This window comes from Puribacter membranae (assembly GCF_055380425.1).
The window spans coordinates 1,889,188-1,907,545 of record NZ_AP040167.1 but is presented as its reverse complement, the minus strand read 5'-3'; the positions used below and the strand labels follow the sequence as shown (position 1 = coordinate 1,907,545).

The 18,358-nt window shown below is 55.3% G+C and carries 17 protein-coding genes; 3 read left to right on the top strand and 14 right to left on the bottom strand.

All coding sequences use genetic code 11. The features are described from left to right. Window positions 1-55: 55 nt before the first annotated feature. Window positions 56-1,012: a tRNA glutamyl-Q(34) synthetase GluQRS gene (gluQRS, locus tag ACZ41M_RS09200; RefSeq protein WP_464731452.1), complete on the top strand. Its 957-nt coding sequence runs from the start codon at window positions 56-58 to the stop codon at window positions 1,010-1,012. Here the strand turns inward: gluQRS and dapE are convergent. The 4 genes from dapE to dapD form a co-directional block, all read right to left on the bottom strand. Further along, window positions 992-2,152 (bottom strand): succinyl-diaminopimelate desuccinylase, encoded by a 1,161-nt coding sequence (gene dapE, locus ACZ41M_RS09195; protein WP_464731453.1) that lies wholly within the window; start codon window positions 2,150-2,152, stop codon window positions 992-994. The two genes, gluQRS and dapE, sit on opposite strands and share 21 nt — an antisense overlap. Before the next feature lie 278 nt (window positions 2,153-2,430). Continuing rightward, window positions 2,431-2,775: an arsenate reductase gene (locus ACZ41M_RS09190; RefSeq protein WP_464731454.1), complete on the bottom strand. Its 345-nt coding sequence runs from the start codon at window positions 2,773-2,775 to the stop codon at window positions 2,431-2,433. A gap of 27 nt (window positions 2,776-2,802) precedes the next feature. After that, window positions 2,803-3,720 (bottom strand): DUF5655 domain-containing protein, encoded by a 918-nt coding sequence (locus tag ACZ41M_RS09185; protein ID WP_464731455.1) that lies wholly within the window; start codon window positions 3,718-3,720, stop codon window positions 2,803-2,805. Window positions 3,721-3,748: 28 nt separating this feature from the next. After that, window positions 3,749-4,573: a 2,3,4,5-tetrahydropyridine-2,6-dicarboxylate N-succinyltransferase gene (gene dapD, locus ACZ41M_RS09180; RefSeq protein WP_464731456.1), complete on the bottom strand. Its 825-nt coding sequence runs from the start codon at window positions 4,571-4,573 to the stop codon at window positions 3,749-3,751. Window positions 4,574-4,975: 402 nt separating this feature from the next. On the opposite strand from dapD, the gene ACZ41M_RS09175 reads away from it, so the two are divergent. After that, window positions 4,976-5,902, top strand: coding sequence for a DMT family transporter (locus tag ACZ41M_RS09175; RefSeq protein WP_464731457.1), 927 nt, complete (start codon window positions 4,976-4,978; stop codon window positions 5,900-5,902). 9 nt (window positions 5,903-5,911) lie between these two features. Here the strand turns inward: ACZ41M_RS09175 and ACZ41M_RS09170 are convergent, their stop codons facing one another. Genes ACZ41M_RS09170 through uvrA form a run of 3 tightly spaced genes read right to left on the bottom strand, consistent with a single transcriptional unit; the run spans window position 5,912 to window position 10,453 of the window. Next, entirely contained in the window at window positions 5,912-6,892 is a 981-nt protein-coding gene (locus ACZ41M_RS09170; protein ID WP_464731458.1) for a phosphatidate cytidylyltransferase, read from the bottom strand. 21 nt (window positions 6,893-6,913) lie between these two features. Next, window positions 6,914-7,537: a lysophospholipid acyltransferase family protein gene (locus ACZ41M_RS09165; protein WP_464731459.1), complete on the bottom strand. Its 624-nt coding sequence runs from the start codon at window positions 7,535-7,537 to the stop codon at window positions 6,914-6,916. A gap of 48 nt (window positions 7,538-7,585) precedes the next feature. Next, complete coding sequence (gene uvrA / locus ACZ41M_RS09160; protein ID WP_464731460.1) at window positions 7,586-10,453, bottom strand: excinuclease ABC subunit UvrA; 2,868 nt, start codon at window positions 10,451-10,453, stop codon at window positions 7,586-7,588. A 226-nt stretch (window positions 10,454-10,679) separates the two neighbouring features. Between uvrA and ACZ41M_RS09155 the strand changes: the two genes are divergently transcribed. Further along, on the top strand, window positions 10,680-11,900 hold the full coding sequence (locus ACZ41M_RS09155) for an MFS transporter (protein ID WP_464731461.1): 1,221 nt from the start codon (window positions 10,680-10,682) through the stop codon (window positions 11,898-11,900). Window positions 11,901-11,977: 77 nt separating this feature from the next. Here the strand turns inward: ACZ41M_RS09155 and ACZ41M_RS09150 are convergent, their stop codons facing one another. The 7 genes from ACZ41M_RS09150 to ACZ41M_RS09120 form a co-directional block, all read right to left on the bottom strand. Next, window positions 11,978-13,255: an aspartate kinase gene (locus ACZ41M_RS09150; RefSeq protein WP_464731462.1), complete on the bottom strand. Its 1,278-nt coding sequence runs from the start codon at window positions 13,253-13,255 to the stop codon at window positions 11,978-11,980. A gap of 129 nt (window positions 13,256-13,384) precedes the next feature. Further along, complete coding sequence (galE, locus tag ACZ41M_RS09145) at window positions 13,385-14,404, bottom strand: UDP-glucose 4-epimerase GalE (protein WP_464731463.1); 1,020 nt, start codon at window positions 14,402-14,404, stop codon at window positions 13,385-13,387. A gap of 192 nt (window positions 14,405-14,596) precedes the next feature. Beyond that, window positions 14,597-15,376 (bottom strand): LPS export ABC transporter ATP-binding protein, encoded by a 780-nt coding sequence (lptB, locus tag ACZ41M_RS09140; protein ID WP_464731464.1) that lies wholly within the window; start codon window positions 15,374-15,376, stop codon window positions 14,597-14,599. Beyond that, window positions 15,373-15,963: a lipopolysaccharide transport periplasmic protein LptA gene (gene lptA / locus ACZ41M_RS09135; protein ID WP_464731465.1), complete on the bottom strand. Its 591-nt coding sequence runs from the start codon at window positions 15,961-15,963 to the stop codon at window positions 15,373-15,375. Before lptA ends, lptB begins: the two co-directional genes overlap by 4 nt. Window positions 15,964-16,031: 68 nt before the next feature. After that, window positions 16,032-16,661: an LPS export ABC transporter periplasmic protein LptC gene (gene lptC, locus ACZ41M_RS09130; RefSeq protein ID WP_464731466.1), complete on the bottom strand. Its 630-nt coding sequence runs from the start codon at window positions 16,659-16,661 to the stop codon at window positions 16,032-16,034. Beyond that, window positions 16,661-17,287, bottom strand: a complete 627-nt coding sequence (locus ACZ41M_RS09125; RefSeq protein WP_464731467.1) for a KdsC family phosphatase — start codon at window positions 17,285-17,287, stop codon at window positions 16,661-16,663. Before ACZ41M_RS09125 ends, lptC begins: the two co-directional genes overlap by 1 nt. A gap of 85 nt (window positions 17,288-17,372) precedes the next feature. Beyond that, window positions 17,373-18,356: a KpsF/GutQ family sugar-phosphate isomerase gene (locus ACZ41M_RS09120; RefSeq protein WP_464731468.1), complete on the bottom strand. Its 984-nt coding sequence runs from the start codon at window positions 18,354-18,356 to the stop codon at window positions 17,373-17,375. Window positions 18,357-18,358 lie beyond the last annotated feature (2 nt).

The following is an 18,358-nucleotide window of genomic DNA, read 5'->3' as shown; positions in this document are numbered from 1 at the left end:
GTGAATACGTTAAAATGGGCGAACTGAATATCAAAACAGACCGCCATTATACCCAATGCCCGCCGCCGAAACTGCACAACCGCTGTCCGAACTGATTCGCCCCGATACGTGGTTGGCGCAGGCGTGGGCGAGCGCGCAGCAACATCACGGCGTTTATATCGGTCGTTTTGCCCCCTCGCCGTCCGGCAAACTGCATCAAGGCTCGCTCATCGCCGCCCTCGCCTCCTATCTGCACGCGCACTGGCACGGCGGTGTGTGGCGGGTGCGCATGGAAGACGTCGATCAGTCACGCTGCACGCGCGCCATCGGCGCGCATCAGTTGGCGACTTTGTGCGCGTTGGGTTTTCAATTCGATGAGCCGGTGCTGTGGCAGACCGAGCGCTTCGACGCCTACCGTGCGGCATTTGAACAACTACGCGCGCATCGGCGCGTGTATCCCTGCGCGTGTACGCGCAAGCAAATTGCCGAGCAGCAGGCGCAACTCGGCGTGGCGCATTACCCGCGGACCTGTCGCAACGGTAGGGCCAACAGCGTCGTCAACGATGCCGCCATACGCTCGTGGCGCTTTGATGTGGGTGATGAAATAATTACTTGGACGGACGAAGCGGGGTCAATCAACACCGAGCGCTTATCCGAAACCAGCGGCGACTTCGTGATTCGGCGCGGTGCGCAGGACACCGACGACTGGGCGTATCAACTCGCCGTGGTGGTGGACGATGCGGCGCAAGGCGTGACCCACGTCGTGCGTGGCGCGGATTTATTTGGCTCCACTGCGCGGCAAATCGCGCTGCAACGCGCCCTCGGCTACCCCGCGCCGCAATACAGCCATGTGCCGCTGCTGACCAATGTGCACGGCGAAAAACTCTCGAAAAGCGAACAAGCGCCCGAATTGGACGCGCTCAATCCGCTCGCCGCTTTGCAACACGCGTGGCACTTTCTCGGTGGAATGGATTTTGACTGTGCTGATTTAGCGGATTTTTGGCGGCAGGTTTTACTTCACCAAAGCCGTTAAAACCCCTGTGTACACATCCGCGAGCGGCTGCAAATCCGCCACCGCGACGCATTCGTCGATCTGATGAATGGTTTTGCCGACGGGGCCGAACTCGATCACTTGCGGGCAAATCGTGGCGATGAAGCGTCCGTCCGACGTACCGCCGGTGGTGGACAATTCCGGCGTTTTGCCCGAAGCGGCGTGTACCGCTTGACTGATCGCATGGGATAACTCTCCCGCAGGCGTGAGGAAGGGATGTCCGCCGATCACCCAATTCAGCGCGTAGTCCAAGCCATGTTGATCCAAAATCGCATGCACGCGCTGCTGCAAACCTTCCGCTGTGCTGGCGGTGGAAAAGCGGAAATTGAAATCCACCACGCATTCGCCCGGAATGATGTTGCTCGCGCCTGTGCCCGCGTGGATGTTCGAGACCTGCCATGAGGTCGGCGGGAAATATTCGTTGCCCTCATCCCACACGGTCGCGACCAATTCAGTCAACGCGGGTGCGAACAGGTGAATCGGATTTTTCGCGCGCTGCGGATAGGCGATGTGGCCTTGTTTGCCCTTGATGGTCAAGCGCCCGCTCATCGTGCCGCGACGACCGTTTTTCATCATGTCGCCGAAGCTTTCCAATGAAGTCGGCTCACCGACGATGCACCAGTCCAGCATTTGCCCGTTGTTTTTCAGCCACTCCACGACTTTCACCGTGCCGTCGTTCGCGGGGCCTTCCTCGTCGCTGGTAATCAGCAGCGCGATGTTGTGCTGCGGGTTCGGATTCGTCTGCAAAAACTGTTCAATCGAGGTGACGAATGCGGCGATCGAAGCCTTCATGTCCGCTGCGCCGCGCCCGTACAGCAAGCCGTCGCGTATGGTTGGCTCAAACGGATCGCTCGCCCATTTTTCCACCGGCCCCGTTGGCACCACATCGGTGTGACCGGCGAAGACGAAGGTTTTGGCGTTTGTTGACGCACCACGACTACCGTGACGAAGCGCCCACAAATTGGTCACGCGAAAATCATCGGGGCCGGACACGATGTTGGTGAATTCAAAGCCCAGCGGCGCTAGACGGGATTTGATCAGTTCTTGACAACGTGCATCGTCAGGCGTGACGGAGCGCAGGCGGATGAGGTCGCAGGTGAGATCGAAAGTGGTGTTGGTCATGGTATTGTTAGGTTTTTCTGCTATTCCCAAAGCGGGTATTGGATTGAATTAAATTTTGACGCTCTCCGCCGCGTGGCGCTTACTTTTTGGCATGACCCAAAAAGTAAGCAAAAAGGTCTAGCCGCCATCTCGCACATCAATGAACGCTCAATGCGGTCGGTTTGAAACTCGCGTTTATAAAGCAAACGCTCAAACAGCAAACCTCCTGCACATACGAAGCATTCATTGGCGTGATGAGCGGCAGATACTTGCGGTCAATAGCGTGCTTCGTACAAAAGCTACTTTAGCGTGGTTAATTGATCTTCATCGTGCCCCACCCACATATCGCCGTCGGTGACGACGACGGGGCGTTTGATCACGCTGGTTTTGGTCAGCATCAGTTCGATTGCGCCTTTGTCCGTGGCTGCGAGTGCTTGCTCCTCTGCGGATAGGCCGCGCCACGTCGTGCCTTTTTTATTCACCAACACGTCGCGCGGAATGGTTTTAAGCCACTGATTCAAAGTCTTTGCATCAATCCCCGATTTTTTGAAATCGTGGAATTGGTAATCAACGCCGTGTTCTTCCAGCCAAACGCGGGTTTTTTTCACGGAGTTGCAGTTGGGGATGCCGTAGATGCTAATCATGGTGTGCGAGAAATCCTAATAGATGTTTTAACCTTCATAAGCCTTGATAATGATTGGCTTTGCTTGCTCAAAGTCTTCGTATGATTTAATGCGTAACAATACATCGCCAGTTCCCCAATGACCAATTTGGCTTACATCTTCGCCAATGTTTGGCAACTCGATCGCGCTTGGATTTAGGTTCAAATAAAGCAAAATTTCATTCAAATTAATGACTACGCAAGCGAAGTTTTTTAGTCTCTTAAAAGCGGCATATAGTTTTAATTCTTTACGTACTACGTCATCGCCTAGAGCTTGTAAGTAATCTTCAATACTGGCTAATAACGTGCGAGTTTCCGAAGATAATTTCTCTACCCATTCGGCATATGATTTATCGTGAGTTTTCTTCGAGGGATGATTTGTAAGCGATTGTTCATAAGGTGATACGGCGATTTTACGAGAGCTTGTTCGGCTGTTTACATTTTCCAATAAAAACAGATCCTGCCCAAATAGTTTATAACGTACTAAGTCAATGTTGCGGTCAATTTGAGCTATTGCATGAGCATCAAATTTTGTAAAATCTGTGGCTATACAAATTAAACGAGGGCTCGTCCAATCTATTTCATCTGCAATATTAGCCCCTAATGTTTTATGCACTAAACGTTCATACTCTCCTTGATGATCCATCAGCCAGTCAAGGTAATATAGGCCTTGATTAATCACATTTTCACTTACTGCACGCTTATATTCAATAATGACAGGGCAGTTATCTTCGTCTAGACCAAGTGTGTCAATACGCCCCCCATGAATAGGCCCAGTAGAGTATTCGCTAGACAAAAAACGCACACCAAGCAATAACTCTAGATGACGTTCGATTTTTATTTGCAGAGGTTTTTCTAAATCGGAGCCCTCACCTTTGAGCTCAAATGCTCCTGAAGTGGTTAAATTGAAGATTTTGATTTCGCTCATGATATAAAGACCCTAGTAATATTGGGTTTTACTCCCCGCGCAACAATTCATTGATGCTGGTTTTGCTGCGGGTTTGTGCGTCCACCTTTTTCACAATCACGGCGCAGTACAGGCTGTATTTACCGTCGGCGGATGGCAGTGAGCCGGAAACGACCACCGAGCCTTCGGGTACGCGACCGTAGGTCACTTCGCCGGTGGCGCGGTCGTAGATTTTGGTCGATTGGCCGATGTATACGCCCATGCTGATGACGCAGTTGTCTTCGACGATCACGCCTTCGACGATTTCGGAGCGCGCGCCGATGAAGCAGTTGTCGCCGATGATGGTTGGGTTGGCTTGCATCGGTTCGAGGACGCCGCCGATGCCCACGCCGCCGGACAGGTGGACGTTTTTACCGATTTGCGCGCAGGAGCCGACGGTCGCCCATGTGTCGACCATGGTGCCTTCATCGACATACGCGCCGATGTTGACGTACGATGGCATCAAAACCACATTTTTGCCGATGAATGAACCACGTCGCGCGACCGCGGGCGGTACCACGCGGAACCCACCGGCTGCGAAATCGGCCTCGGTGTAGTTGGCGAACTTGGACGGTACTTTGTCGTAAAACTGGGTGTAGCCGCCGGCTGGCATCACGGCATTATCTTCCAAACGGAATGAGAGCAACACGGCTTTTTTCACCCATTGGTTGACGTGCCATTGACCGTCTTTTTTCTCAGCGACGCGCAGTGTGCCGGCGTCGAGTTGGCTCAGGACTTGTGCAACGGCCTCGCGTACTTCGGCGGGAGCGGTTTTTGGAGAAAATTCAGTGCGTTGTTCCCAAGCGGCGTCGATGATTTGTTCTAATGTGTTCATGGCGTGTCCTATGAATAAGTGAGGTGGGAGAGTCAGATGGCTGACCCTCTCTTCGATTAAAATTCAGTACAAAAATTTAAAAACGGTGCTGTCATGCCCGCGTAGGCAGGTGTTCAGCGCATATAAAAAGTAATGAAGCGAGCGTAGCGAAAGCTTCGCGGAACGCAATGGCGATGCTTTGTTGAAGCACGCATTCGCTTGCCAAGCGCTTCAGTTGTTGCAAACAGCCGTTATTATAATGGCAATCGCGGTGTTTGGATTTTGAATCTGGTGCGAGGCGGGGATTTGTTGCGGGTCTGTGTGCAGAATGGGTGTTCATGGGTGCTCATGGGTGAAATGGTACAATGCCCGCTTATGGTCGTCTCCTGACGCTGCTTTGTGAAAGTTGTTATGCCTCCGCTTTTGTTTCCTTCCCGTTCCACGTTGATCGTTGCTCGCTTGGCCTTATTGTACGTCGCTTCTTTTTGGGGCTTGTCGTGGCTGGCATTCCGTTATTTGTATGCGTGGGGCATGAGCGGCATGAGCGTGGGCATTTCGATTGCGCTGGTGGCAACGGCGATCGCGGCGTTTTTCGCGCGTGAATTTTTGCTCAGTGAGTGGCGCGTGACGCCGAAGCGGCAGTTGTGGCTCATCATGTTGTGCGCGGCATTCAGTAATTTGGGCTTCACTTGGGGGATGTTGCACGGCGAGGTGATGCGGGTGATGCTGTTGTTTTACCTGATGCCGGTGTGGACGGGTTTGCTGGCGACGCTGGTGTTTCGCGAGCGCACCAATTGGGCGGGCTGGACGGGTATTGCGCTGGGTTTGTTGGGCGCGATGGTGATGTTGTACGAGCCGCGTTTGGGGCTGCCTGTGCCGGCCAACGCCGCCGAATGGGCCGGTTTGGGTGCGGGCGTGGCTTCGGCGGTGATGAATGTGAACATCCGCCATGTGTCGAAAATGCGACCGGAGTTTCAGGCGTTTTTATTTGGCTTGGGCGCGATTGTGGTGGGTTCGGTTTGGCTGCTGTTTGAAACGGGTCCCCATTGGCCGCGCGCGGAGTATGTCGGTTCGGCGTTGGCGGTGATTGTGCTGATGGGCGCATTGCTGATGCTCAGTTACAAAGCCTATCAATTCGGCCTGCGCTACTTAACCTCGCATCAGGCAGTGGTGATTTTCCCGTTTGAGCTGGTGGTCGGTGCGGTCTCCAGCGCGCTGATTGCTCACGAATTGATGAGCACGCGCGCATGGATTGGCGGTCTGCTGATTGCCTCGGCCAGTTTCATTGCCAACTGGTGGGGCGTGCAGGAGGAACAGGAGGTGCCGCACCATGTGGGTTCTGGCGAATAGCTGTCAATCTTAACGAATCGTGATGAATTGCACGAAGTGGAAAAACACCGGCGCGGCGTAGACCACGCCGTCGAGTCGATCCAACACACCCTGATTGCGCCCCGTGACCTCACCCCAATCGCGTACACCCATGCTGATGGCGATGGCGCGCATGACCACGCGCCCGAGCACTGACGACATAGCGATCAGCGCACCGGCGATCAATGCCTGCCACGGACGCAGCGGCGTGAACCAGAAAAACGAGGCGGCCAGAGTCGCGGTCACGCCTGCGCTGACCCACATACCGTTCCACGTCACCCGATCATGGATTTTCTCGGCAATGCGCATGGAGCCGTCGCGGAAATAATAATCCGCAACGTGCTGCACGAGCGCAGCCGAGCGCACCAAGACGAGGAAAAACAGCAGAAACAAAGCGCGGCGGCCATTGGAAAAATGGCTCACAGTTTCGATGTTCAAAATCGCCACCATGTGGCTGATACAATAAACCGCGACCATCAGTCCCCACTGCACCGATGCGTTGCGCGTCAAAAAGCGATCGGTGTCCTGCCGCGTCGCGCTAATCACCGGCAGCAGTAAAAACGCATAAACGGGGATCAGTACGGTGAACAGCCCAAACTCCGAAAAGCCAATCAAAATATATTGCAGCGGCAAGACCACGAAAAACGCCAGAGAAATCGCCCGATGGTCACCGATTTTCACCGGCGTGAGCGTGATGAACTCGCGCAGCGCGATAAAGGACAGCATCATACTGGCGATCAGGCCGCCGACCAGGCCGAACAAGCCGGTCAAAATCGCGATCAAAAACATCCACCAGAACGAGCCGAGATAGCGTTGCGTGCGCATGAGAAACACGCGTCGCACCTTTTTATGGTTTTTCTCCGCATACTTGAGCGAAAAATAAGTGATGATGTGCCCCAAACCAACCAACAGCGTTAAAACCAGCAAAGTCAGGATGAAGCGTTCGTATTCAGACCAGTCAGACCAATTCATGGAAAAATCGCTTAAAAAGAGTTAATTGCTGGCAACATGCGGTGCGCGTGCAGAAATCACACCCTGACGGGCGCGTTCGAGAAAATCATCCTTGTCCTCGCCCTCTTGCAAATAAAAGGGCTTGCCAAAACGTGCGGTACAGGCCAAAGGCACCGGCCAAAACTCACCTTTGGGCATGATGCGACTGAGGTTTTCCAGATAAACGGGGATGAATTCGACGTGCGGAAAGCGTTTGGCCAAATGATAAATGCCCGACTTGAACGGCTGCGGCACTTCGCCTTTATTGCGTGTGCCTTCGGGAAAAATAATCAGCGATTCGCCACTCGCCAGCGTGTCGTACAGCGGTTGCAGCGGATCCTCGCCGTTGGCATCTTCTTTCGAACGCTTGATGTAGACCGCATTCAGACCGTTGGTGGTGAGCCAGCGTTTGAATTTATTGTTCGCCCAGTAGTCCCACGCCGCCACGGTATGCGTGTGCTTTTGCAAATGCTCGGGCAATGCCGCCCAAATCGCCACGGTGTCGATGTGACTGGTGTGGTTGGCGATGTAAATCCGCTGGTTGTGGTTCGGCTGACTGCCGACCCAGCGCGGGTATGCGCCGACCAAAATTCGTGCCAAAAGTTGTAAAAAATGGGAAACCCACATATCTATTCCTATGCCGTATCGCGTTTTGCCGACTGCTCTGGGTCGGTGTTAACCTTTGGCCAACAACGGTTTTAAATACACGCCGGTCACACTCTTCGGATTCGCTGCGACTTCCTCCGGTGTGCCCTGCGCGATGATTTGACCACCGCCTGCGCCGCCTTCGGGGCCCATGTCGATGATCCAATCAGCGGTTTTGATCACGTCTAAATTGTGCTCGATGATGACGATGGTGTTGCCGTGCGCGGATAATTGGTTAATGACTGACAATAGTAACTCAATATCGGCAAAATGCAAGCCGGTTGTCGGTTCATCGAGGATGTATAGCGTGCGGCCGGTGTCGCGTTTGGACAGTTCCAACGCGAGTTTGACGCGCTGGGCCTCGCCACCGGAGAGCGTGGTGGCGGACTGACCGAGCGTGATGTAGCCGAGGCCGACATCGAGTAGGGTTTTGAGTTTGCGCGCCACGGTTGGGACGGCGTTGAAAAATTCATGCGCCTGCTCCACAGTCATTTCGAGCACTTCGTGGATGTTTTTGCCTTTGTATTGCACTTCCAGTGTTTCGCGGTTGTAGCGTTTGCCGTGGCAGACGTCGCACGAGACGTAGACGTCGGGCAAAAAGTGCATTTCGACTTTCAGCACGCCATCGCCTTCGCAGGCTTCGCAACGGCCGCCTTTGACGTTGAACGAAAAACGGCCCGGTTGATAACCGCGCTCTTTCGCAGTGGGTACTTGAGCGAACAATTCGCGCACCGGCGTGAACAGGCCGGTGTAGGTCGCGGGATTGGAGCGCGGGGTGCGGCCAATCGGCGACTGATCGACGTTAATCACTTTGTCGAAATGTTCCAAGCCGTGAATCTCGTCGTGTGGCGACGGCTCCTCCGAGGCGCGGTTGATCTGGCGTGCGGCGGCCAGATACAGCGTTTCGTTGATCAGTGTGGATTTGCCCGAGCCGGATACGCCTGCGACGCAGGTCATCAGGCCGACGGGCAGACGCAGTTCGACGTTTTTCAGATTGTTGCCACGCGCGCCTTTGATCACCAATTCTTTTTCGGTTTTGGCGCGGCGTTTTTCCGGTACGGCGATTTTGCGTTTGCCCGAGAGGAAATGGCCGGTGGCCGAATCGGGGTGGTTTTCCACTTCGCTTGGTGTGCCTTGCGCCACCACTTGGCCGCCGTGCTCGCCTGCGCCCGGCCCCATGTCCACCACGTAGTCGGAGGCGCGGATCATGTCTTCGTCGTGTTCAACCACAATCACGGTGTTGTCCAAATCGCGCAGGTGTTTGAGCGTGCCGATCAGGCGGTCGTTGTCGCGCTGATGCAGACCGATGGAGGGCTCGTCGAGCACGTACATCACGCCGGTTAAGCCTGAGCCAATCTGCGAGGCGAGGCGAATGCGTTGCGCTTCGCCGCCCGAGAGCGTGTCCGCGCTGCGTTCAAGCGAGAGGTAATCCAGCCCGACGTTGTTCAAAAATTGCAGGCGCAGGGTGATTTCCTTGATGATGCGGTCGGCGATTTCGCGCTTCGCGCCGGAAAGTTCGAGCGACTGGAAATACGCCAGCGTATCGCGCAGCGCCAAATGGCTGATTTCGTGCAAGGTACGCGCCGCATCGTCCTCGCCCACGCGCACATTGCGTGCGGATTCGCGCAGGCGCGTGCCGTCACACGCGGGGCACGGTTGGATGTTTTGCAGTTTGGCCAACTCCTCGCGGATGGTGGCTGAGTCGGTTTCTTTGTAGCGTCGTTCCAGATTTGGAATCACGCCTTCAAACGTGTGCTCGCGCACCACGGAGCGGCCTTTGTCCGACAAATAGGTGAATGGAATGGTCTGGCGCCCCGAGCCGTAGAGAATTCTTTGCTGTGCGGTATCGCTCAATGATTCAAACGGCGTGTCGATGTCAAAGTCGTAGAATCCCGCCAAACCCTGCATCATGCTGAATGAATACGCATTGCGCTTGTCCCAGCCCTTGATTGCGCCCGAGGCGAGCGACAAGGATGGAAAGGCGACCACGCGTTTGGGATCGAAAAAGGTGACGTGACCCAAGCCGTCGCATTCGGGGCAAGCGCCCATCGGATTATTGAACGAAAACAGGCGCGGCTCCAATTCGGCAATCGCGTAATCGCAATCCGGCTCGGGGCAGGCGAATTTCGCGCTGAACAGTTGCTCGGCGTTGCTGTCCATATCCACCGTCAGCGCGCGCCCTTCGGCCAAACGCAGCGCGGTTTCAAAGCTCTCGGCGAGGCGTTGTTTCAGGTCGGCGCGTACTTTCACGCGATCCACCACCACCTCGATGGTGTGTTTGTCGTTTTTCTTGAGCGTGGGTAAATTGTCCACGTCGTAAATCTGCGCGACGGCCTCGTTCGCCGTGCCGCCGCCGGAGCGCACGCGAAAACGCACGAAGCCTTGCGCCTGCATGTGGGCGAATAAATCCTCGTGCGTGCCTTTGCGATTGACCACCACCGGCGCGAGAATCATCAAGCGTGTGTCCTCGGGCAAAGCCAACACCGTATCGACCATCTGCGAGACGGTTTGCGACGACAGTGGCAAATGGTGGTGCGGGCAATACGGCGTGCCCACGCGCGCGAACAGCAAACGCAGATAGTCGTGAATCTCGGTCACGGTACCGACGGTGGAGCGCGGGTTGTGGCTGGTGGCTTTTTGCTCAATCGAAATTGCAGGTGACAAGCCCTCAATCAAATCGACGTCGGGCTTTTCCATTAATTGTAAAAACTGCCGCGCATACGCCGACAGACTTTCGACGTAGCGGCGCTGCCCTTCCGCGTACAGCGTGTCAAACGCCAAACTCGATTTGCCCGAGCCGGACAAGCCGGTGATGACCACCAATTTTTGTCGGGGTAAATCCAGCGAAATGTTTTTCAGATTGTGGGTTCGCGCCCCACGGATTTTGATTTCGTTCATAAGCTATGTGCGCACATCTCGGTTGCATTCAATCCACTACTATAACCTTTTTCCAACCCTTCTGTCATGCATGGGATGGGCGAAAAATCAGGAGTAGCGGGGAAAATGTGGGTGCGGTGTCTTTGTAAGCATTTGTATCAATTATGGCGGGAGGGTGGGTAAAACTGTTAAGATGCGCGTTTGCAGCCTGTCTGCACTTTGTCTGTATATTAAATGATCGCTTTGTATGGCTTCTTCTGATTTGAATCAATTGAGCGCGCAGGAACGCATGATCAGCGTGCGGCTGGCGCTGGTGTTTGCCTTGCGTATGTTTGGGCTGTTTGTCGTGTTGCCGGTGCTGGCGCCGTATGCGTTGACCTTGCCTTTGGGCGGCGGCGCGGTGAGTACACCCGAAAAAATGGGTATGGCGATTGGCTTGGCGATGGGCGCGTATGGCCTGACGCAGGCGTTTTTGTACATTCCCTACGGTTTGGCCTCGGATCGGTTTGGCCGAAAACCGGTGATTACCCTCGGCTTGCTGATTTTTGCGGCGGGCAGCATTTGGGCAGCGACGGCGCAGACGGTTTATGGTTTGGCGGCGGCGCGGGCGTTGCAAGGCGCCGGTGCGATTTCCAGCGTGGTGGTGGCGATGGTCGCCGATACCACGCGCGACTCGGTGCGCACGCGCGCGATGGCGATGATCGGCATGAGCATTGCGCTGACGTTTGCCGGTTCTTTGGTGCTCGGGCCGTTGCTGTTCGACCGCATCGGTATGAACGGGATTTTTCTGCTGATCGCTGCGTTGGCGCTGGTCGCGATTGGCCTGATTTGGAGCATTCCGTTGGCGAAACAAAATGCTGCGCCGATCACCAGTGGCCAAGCGATGCGACAAGTGCTGAGTGATTCGCGTCAATGGCTGCTCAATCTGGGTGTGTTTGTGCTGCACGCGGTGCAGATGGCGATGTGGGTGGTGATTCCGCATCAATTATTGGCGCTGAATGTGTCGCATCAGCAAAGCACATGGCTGTATCTGGTGGTGATTTTAATCAGCATGGCGCTGATGATTCCGCTGATTATTCGTGCGGAAAAATATGGCAAGATGTTTGAAATCATGCGCTGGGCGATTGCGCTGATCGCGCTGTCGCAAGTCGTTTTGATGGCGCAGGCCGGTGCGAGTATGTATTGGATTGCCGGTGCGTTGCTGCTGTTTTTCACCGGGTTTAATGTGTTGGAGGCGACGCAGCCGTCGCTGTTGTCCAAACTCACGCATCCGGCGACCAAAGGCGCGGCTTCGGGCGTGTACAACACGATTCAGGCGCTGGGTTTGTTTGTTGGCTCGATGCTCGGCGCGTGGCTGAACAATCATTGGCAGACGCGCGGGGTTTTTGTCGGTACGGCGGTTTTGGCGGTGTTGTGGCTGGTCGTGCATCAGGTGTTTTCACGCGCGATGGTGCAAAAAACGCTGTAATTCCTCAGCAAATCGTAAAAAACCCGACGCATGCGTCGGGTTTTTTATGGCTGGTTTGCGAAGATCAATCGCGCGGATTAAACCGAATCTGTGCTGACTTCGTTTTCCAGATCAAATACGCGGTGCAGTTCGCGCACGGCCAATTCCATGAATTTGTCTTCGATAATCACGGAGATTTTGATTTCCGAGGTGGAGATCATTTGAATGTTGATGCCTGCTTGTGACAGAGTATCGAACATTTTGCTGGCCACGCCGACGTGCGAGCGCATGCCAATGCCGACGGCAGAGACCTTGGCTACTTTGTCGTTGCCAATCACCGCAACCGCGCCAACGGCAGGTGCAATGGTGTTTTTCACCAGCTCCATCGCTTTGTTGTACTCAGAGCGATTCACGGTGAATGAAAAGTCGGTGGTGCCGTCTTTGCTTTGGTTTTGGATGATCATGTCCACATCAATGTTTGCGGCGGCGATCGGGCCCAAAATGCCGAATGCCACGCCCGGGGTGTCGGGTACTTGATCCAAGGTGATTTTGGCTTCGTCGCGACTAAAGGCGATGCCTGAAATAACTGCTTTTTCCATGTTTTTGTCTTCCTCAAAGGTAATCAATGTGCCTGAGTTGGCTTCAACGCTGACGTCGATTTCCGGGTCGGTCAGACTGGACAGCACGCGGGTTTTCACGCGGTATTTGCCAGCGAACTCGACCGAACGAATTTGCAATACTTTGGAGCCCAAGCTCGCCATTTCGAGCATTTCTTCAAAGGTGATTTTGTCCATGCGGCGCGCGTTTTCAACCACGCGCGGGTCGGTGGTGTACACACCATCAACATCGGTGTAGATCAGGCATTCATCGGCGTTGATCGCCGCTGCCACCGCCACGGCGGAGGTGTCGGAGCCGCCACGACCGAGCGTGGTGATGTTGTTGTTCTGATCCACCCCTTGGAAACCGGTGATGATGACCACTTTACCCGCGTCCAGATCTTTGCGCACGCGCGTGCCGTCAATCGACTCGATGCGCGCTTTCATGAAGGCGTCGTTGGTGCGTACCGGTACTTGCCAGCCGGTGTAGCTGACCGCGTCAATACCAATGCTTTGCAAGGCGATGGCGAGCAAACCGACCGAGACTTGTTCGCCGGTGGCGGCGATCATGTCCATTTCGCGCGGGCACAGATCGGCGGCGTTTGGATTCACTTCCTTGGCCAAAGCCAATAAACGATTGGTTTCGCCCGACATGGCGGAGGGCACGACGACGACTTGATAACCTGCTTTAACCCATGTTGCAACACGGCGCGCGACGTTTTGAATGCGCTCAACCGACCCCATGGAGGTGCCGCCGTATTTGTGTACCACTAATGACATTTTGAACCTGACTTTCTGCGTTGCTGTTTGTGAAAACGATTAATTCCAACCCGTTAAAATACAGTATGCAGGGCGAAAACTCAATATAAGCCGCGTGTTTGCGGCCTATATTGTTAAAAATCGTGGATTTTAGGCCGATTCATAGCCGTTTGGGTTGCGACTTTGCCACACCCAGGCGTCGCGACACATATCGGTCACGCCGTACTCGGTGGCAAAATTCAGCAGTTCTTTGGCCAAGTTCGGATCGGCGTACACCGAGGCCACGTCACCCGGACGGCGCGGCGCGATGGTGTACGGGATTTTTTGTCCCGAAGCCTGCTCGAACGCCTGCACCATTTGCAACACAGTCACCGGTTCGCCTGTGCCCAGATTGACGGTGAACGAGTCATTGCCCGCAAGCAGGCGCGCCACCGCCAGCACGTGACCGCGCGCCAAATCCATGACGTGGATGTAGTCGCGCTCACCCGTGCCGTCGGCGGTCGGATAATCGTTGCCAAATACGGACAGCTGCTCACGCAAGCCCACCGCGACCTGCTGAATGTACGGCATGAGGTTGTTTGGAATGCCGCGCGGATGCTCGCCGATCAACCCCGACGGATGCGCGCCAACCGGATTGAAATAACGCAGCATGGCGTAGCGCAAATCAGGCTGCGCGTGCGCTACGTCGGTGATGATGCGCTCCATCATGACTTTGGTTTCGCCATACGGGTTGGTCGCGGACAACGGCGCGTCCTCACGCATCGGCGGCACGCCTTTTTCGCCATACACGGTGGCCGATGAGCTCAGGACGATGTGTTTGACATTCGCTTGCGTCATCGCGTCCAGCACGCTGAGCGTGCCGGTGACGTTGTTGTGGTAATACGCCAGCGGCTTGGCAACCGATTCACCGACCGCTTTGAGCGCGGCGAAATGAATCACGGCTTCGATGCGCTCGTCGCGCAGCACTTGCGTCAAGGCGGCGGTGTTTAATACGTCCATCTCGATGACTTTGGGCAATACGCCGGTGATTTGCTCAATGCGCTCGGCCACTTTCGGGCTGGAGTTGCAAAAATTATCCAGCAAAATCGGCGTGTGCCCCGATTCGATCAAAACGACGGCGGTGTGCGCGCCGATGTATCCGGTTCCACCGGTGAGTAAAATATTCGCCATAGAGTTCTCCTAAAAAGATGAAAGCGACAAGCCTGAAAGGGCGTCTTTTCCTTAAAATTCGCGGGCGTAGGACGGAGGGTTCAGGTGCTTTTGTGTCAAACGTTAATTTGGTTTCATTTTCGTCAGGGAAATGCTGGCGAAAATGGTGACGATCCAATACGGAAAAAGTAACAACCAACTTTTTTCGTAACCTTACATCGAAAAATGCTCACCGAGATACACGCGGCGCACGGCTTCATTGTTCACAATGGCATCCGCATCGCCCTCGGCCAGTACCGTGCCGTCGCTGATGATGTAGGCGCGGTCACAAATGCCGAGCGTTTCGCGCACATTGTGGTCGGTGATCAGCACGCCGATACCGCGCTCGGTCAAAAACTGGATGATGCGCTGAATGTCAATCACGGCAATCGGGTCAACGCCGGCGAAGGGTTCGTCAAGCAGTACAAAGCGTGGGTTGGTCGCGAGCGTACGGGCGATTTCCACACGGCGGCGTTCGCCACCGGATAATGCAGGCGCGGGGCTTTGCAGAATGTGACCAATTTGCAGATCGGCCACCAGTTGGTGCAATTGGCGATTTATTTCTGCGCGGCTCAGGCGTTTGCCATTGTCGTCACGTTGCAGTTCCAGTACGGCGCGGATGTTTTCCTCGACCGTCAGTTTGCGGAAAATCGAGGCTTCTTGCGGCAAATACGACAGGCCGTGGCGTGAGCGTACATGCATCGGTTGGCGCACGAGGCTGATGTTGTCAATGGTGACATCGCCTTTGTCGGCGCCGACCAAGCCCACCACCATGTAAAAACAGGTGGTTTTGCCCGCACCGTTCGGCCCGAGCAGACCCACCACTTCGCCGCTGCGTACGCAGAACGAGACGTCCTTGACCACCGTGCGTTTGCCGTAGCGTTTTTGCAGGTGCGCGGCGGCCAGCTCGGAGCGCGGATGTGTCAATGGATTAACGGGCGTGGCGGCGTTCATTGGCCACCTCGCGCATCTTGTGAGCGTGGGGTGATGATGACGTGGGTGCGACCTTTGCGGTTGACGTTCGACTCAAACACTTCGGTGAGCTGGTTGTAAGTCAGCTCCTCGCCGCGAATTTGATCGAGTAATTGTCCTTTGCTATCAACGCGGCGTACCTGTGCGCGTTTGGCCAAGCTGATGACGTTGGTCTTTCCATCGTACAACAGGTTTTCGGCTTGCCCTTCCATCCAGTCGCTCGCGCCGTCGCGTTGCTGGCGAAACCGCGCCAAGCCATTCGCGCCGCCTTTAGCCGTGGCGTATTGATAACCTTGCGGATCAATCACGACTTCAACCGTGTTCGCCTGAATTTGCATTGAGCCTTGGGTCAAAATCACGCGACCGGAGAATACGCTGGTTTGCGTCACATCGCTGTACGTCACGGTATCGGCCTCGATGGTGATTGGCTGATTGCGATCATTCAATGTGGCCGATTGCGCATGACTCAGGCTGATCGGTGCGCTCAAGAATAAGGTCAACGTCAACAGCAGCAGTTGCGGCTGGCGTGACGGTCGGTGTCGCGAGAAAAGGTTTAAAAAACGTTGCATGGCTGTGTCCTGTGTCCTGTGTTCTATGAGCGTGTCTGCGGCGGTGGTCTGGTCGTCTGCGCTACCGTTCACTTAGGTTTATTCAGTATTTGCGCCTTGATGCGTCCGCCGTCCGGCCCGCCCATACTCAAATCGCGCAATTGGTAATCGTAGCGAAAACGCTTGCCGGTGAGCACGCTGTCGCCTTGCTTCATGGTGAATGCTTCGTTGCTGCTGGCCAAGCCGCGCGCCATATCCACCGTCATGGCATCGGTGGTGAGTATCATCGTGCGGCTGTCGGTGTTGTTCGGCTCGGCTTCGCGCGTGAGCACGACTTGCCCGGTTAAATCGACCGTCTGCGCTTGACTGCGCCAGACGGCTTGGTCGGCTTTGACCGTCACGCGCGGCTGTTTGTCGCTGGTGGTAATCAAATACACGGTTTTGCCTTTGATGTCGTCGTTACCGAAATGTTCTATGCCTGTCATGGACGCGTGGTACAACAGCGAGCCGTCTTTACTGGTCTGGGTCAATTCCGCCTGCTCGGCAAAACCATCCATGCGATCGGTCGGCTTGGCGACCGGTTCGCTTTGCTGATTGGTGTCCTTGCGCACATACCAGTAACTCAGCGCCATGATTGCGATCAACAGCAGCAGATAGATGAGGTTCGGTAGATTGAATCGACGCCAATAACGCCAACCATTGTAACGGGAGGGAGCCATCAGACAATCTCCAATGTCGGCTTGTCCGCGCTCGGCAGAGCCAAATACGCTGCATACGCGGGCAGCAGTTTGTCCTGCGCGTATAAAATCAACTCGGACAGCTCACGCACTGCGCCTGCGCCGCCGCTCTGCGCGGTGACCCAATGCGCCGCCGTGCGGGCGAGAAAGTGTCCGTTTGGCACGCTCACGGCGAAGCCGACGGTGCGCAAAATCGGCAAATCAATCACGTCGTCGCCGATGTAGGCGCACTCATCGGCGGTGATGCCGACGGTGTCGAGTAATTGCGCCAGAGCCGCGCCTTTGTCTTGAGCGCCTTGCAGCACGTGGTGGATTTTCAGATCCGCTGCCCGCGCCGCTGTGACTTTGGAATCACGCCCGCTGATAATCGCCAGAACAATGCCCTGTTGACGCAACAATTGCAGCCCCAAGCCGTCCTGTACATAAAATGACTTGGTCGCTTCGCCCGCGTCGTCGTAGTCCAAATAGCCGGTGGTCAGCACGCCATCCACGTCCAAAATCAGCAAACGTACACGCGCCGCCCGTGCGATCACGTCGTCATTCGGCATCGCGCCGACGGGTCGGTACAGTGCATCGTTGGTCAGGGCAAAACTGGAGCGATCAGTCATAGGGCGTCCGATTAAAATGGCATTCATTTAATTTAATGAAGGCAAATACAGTTTAGTCCATTTACCTTCCGTTTCCGTATCATGTTTACATGACTTTGGCGGCGAACAGGTCGTGCACGTTCAGCGCGCCGGTGAGTTGATGGTCGGCATTGACCACCAAAATCTGGTTAATGTGGTGGCGCTGGAGCAACTCAACCGCCGACACGGCGAGCACATCTGCGCTGATGGTGTACGGCGTTTTTGACATCACTTCGTTCACAGTCAGACCACGCACATCCACGCCTTTTTCCAGCAGGCGACGAATATCGCCGTCGGTCAACACCCCTAAAACATGGTTGTCCGCATCGACGATGGCGGTCATGCCCAGATTTTTACGGGTAATTTCCGCCAAGGCGTCAATCAGACTCGCGCCGGTTGATACCGAAGGAATCTGCTCGCCGGTGCGCATGACGTCGCGCACATAAGTGAGCAATCGCTTACCCAATGTGCCGCCCGGATGCGAGCGGGCAAAGTCCTCTTCGTTAAAACCACGGATGCGCAACAATACCACCGCCAACGCGTCGCCTAGAGCCAAGGCGGCAGTGGTGCTCGCGGTCGGTGCGAGGTTGAGCGGACAAGCTTCGCGCTTGATGTACACATGTAAATGTGCGTCGGCAAGCTTGGCCATTTCCGAATCCATATTGCCGGTCATGGTGATGAGCTTGGTACCCGAGCGCTTGACGATGGGTAAAATGGCCAGTAGTTCGTCGCTTTTCCCCGAATTCGATAGAGCCAATACCACATCATCCGGCGTAATCATTCCGAGATCGCCGTGGCTCGCTTCGCCCGGGTGAACGAAAAATGCCGGCGTTCCGGTCGAGGCCAAGGTTGCGGCAATTTTGCGTGCGATGTGGCCGGATTTGCCCATGCCGGAGACCACCACGCGGCCTTTGCAATGCAAGATCAGCTCAATCGCGTGGATGAATGACTCATCCAAATGCGCGGCTTGATCGATCAGCGCGGTGGCTTCGAGGTGCAATACTTCGCGGGCGGCGTCCAATATTTCGTGTTGCTGCATATTCTCGCTCAAAA

Bases quoted from the DNA above. Each gene is read 5' to 3' on its own strand.
- gluQRS (WP_464731452.1), top strand. From the start codon at position 56: ATGCCCGCCGCCGAAACTGCACAACCGCTGTCCGAACTGATTCGCCCC.
- dapE (WP_464731453.1), bottom strand. From the start codon at position 2,152: ATGACCAACACCACTTTCGATCTCACCTGCGACCTCATCCGCCTGCGC.
- ACZ41M_RS09190 (WP_464731454.1), bottom strand. From the start codon at position 2,775: ATGATTAGCATCTACGGCATCCCCAACTGCAACTCCGTGAAAAAAACC.
- ACZ41M_RS09185 (WP_464731455.1), bottom strand. From the start codon at position 3,720: ATGAGCGAAATCAAAATCTTCAATTTAACCACTTCAGGAGCATTTGAG.
- dapD (WP_464731456.1), bottom strand. From the start codon at position 4,573: ATGAACACATTAGAACAAATCATCGACGCCGCTTGGGAACAACGCACT.
- ACZ41M_RS09170 (WP_464731458.1), bottom strand. From the start codon at position 6,892: ATGAATTGGTCTGACTGGTCTGAATACGAACGCTTCATCCTGACTTTG.
- ACZ41M_RS09165 (WP_464731459.1), bottom strand. From the start codon at position 7,537: ATGTGGGTTTCCCATTTTTTACAACTTTTGGCACGAATTTTGGTCGGC.
- uvrA (WP_464731460.1), bottom strand. From the start codon at position 10,453: ATGAACGAAATCAAAATCCGTGGGGCGCGAACCCACAATCTGAAAAAC.
- ACZ41M_RS09155 (WP_464731461.1), top strand. From the start codon at position 10,680: ATGGCTTCTTCTGATTTGAATCAATTGAGCGCGCAGGAACGCATGATC.
- ACZ41M_RS09150 (WP_464731462.1), bottom strand. From the start codon at position 13,255: ATGTCATTAGTGGTACACAAATACGGCGGCACCTCCATGGGGTCGGTT.
- galE (WP_464731463.1), bottom strand. From the start codon at position 14,404: ATGGCGAATATTTTACTCACCGGTGGAACCGGATACATCGGCGCGCAC.
- lptB (WP_464731464.1), bottom strand. From the start codon at position 15,376: ATGAACGCCGCCACGCCCGTTAATCCATTGACACATCCGCGCTCCGAG.
- lptA (WP_464731465.1), bottom strand. From the start codon at position 15,963: ATGCAACGTTTTTTAAACCTTTTCTCGCGACACCGACCGTCACGCCAG.
- lptC (WP_464731466.1), bottom strand. From the start codon at position 16,661: ATGGCTCCCTCCCGTTACAATGGTTGGCGTTATTGGCGTCGATTCAAT.
- ACZ41M_RS09125 (WP_464731467.1), bottom strand. From the start codon at position 17,287: ATGACTGATCGCTCCAGTTTTGCCCTGACCAACGATGCACTGTACCGA.